Source organism: Marinomonas sp. SBI8L (assembly GCF_001624705.1).
GTDB lineage: Bacteria > Pseudomonadota > Gammaproteobacteria > Pseudomonadales > Marinomonadaceae > Marinomonas.
Genome location: NZ_JSEO01000046.1, coordinates 1 through 746, shown reverse-complemented (window position 1 = coordinate 746; position 746 = coordinate 1). Strand labels below are relative to the sequence as shown.

The window sequence follows — 746 nt, the reverse complement described above, 5'->3', positions numbered from 1 at the left end:
CGGTACCTACCGCGTTTTGCGCGCCAGAACCGGCACCATGACTGATAACCAGCGGCAGCACGCCGAGAATAAAGGCCAGAGAGGTCATCAGGATTGGGCGTAAACGCTTCCGCGCCGCTTCGATGATTGCCTCTATCGGCGTTTTCCCTTCTTTCTGCATCATCTCAACGGCAAATTCGACAATCAGGATGGCGTTTTTGGCGGAAAGCCCGATGGTGGTCAGCAAACCAACCTGGAAGTAGACGTCATTACTTAAGCCGCGCAGATCGGTGGCCAGTAATGCGCCAACGACGCCTAACGGAACAACCAACATCACCGAGAACGGAATTGACCAGCTCTCATAGAGTGCGGCGAGGGCGAGGAACACCACGACCAGTGAAATCGCATACAGCGCAGGAGCCTGATTTGAGGATAACGCTTCCTGATACGATAGTCCGGTCCATGAGTAGCCGACGCCTGCCGGAAGTTTAGCGACCAGGTCTGCCATAAATTTCATGGCGTCACCGGTACTTTTCCCGGCCGCCGCTTCACCTAAAATCTCCATTGACGGGATGCCGTTGTAGCGTTCCAGTCGCGGTGAACCATAGGTCCATTCGGTAGACGAGTAGGCAGAAAGCGGTGCCATCGTGCCAGAGGCGTTGCGTACATACCATTGGTTGATGTTATCCGGCAACATACGGAACGGCGTGCCTGCCTGGACATACACTTTTTTCACCCGCCCCTAGTTGAGGAAGTCGTTCACGTAG

General features: G+C 54.8%; 1 pseudogene. It reads right to left on the bottom strand.

The annotated features are described in order from the left end of the window. Positions 1-746 (bottom strand): annotated as a pseudogene (locus OA91_RS23830) (efflux RND transporter permease subunit); the annotation flags it as partial.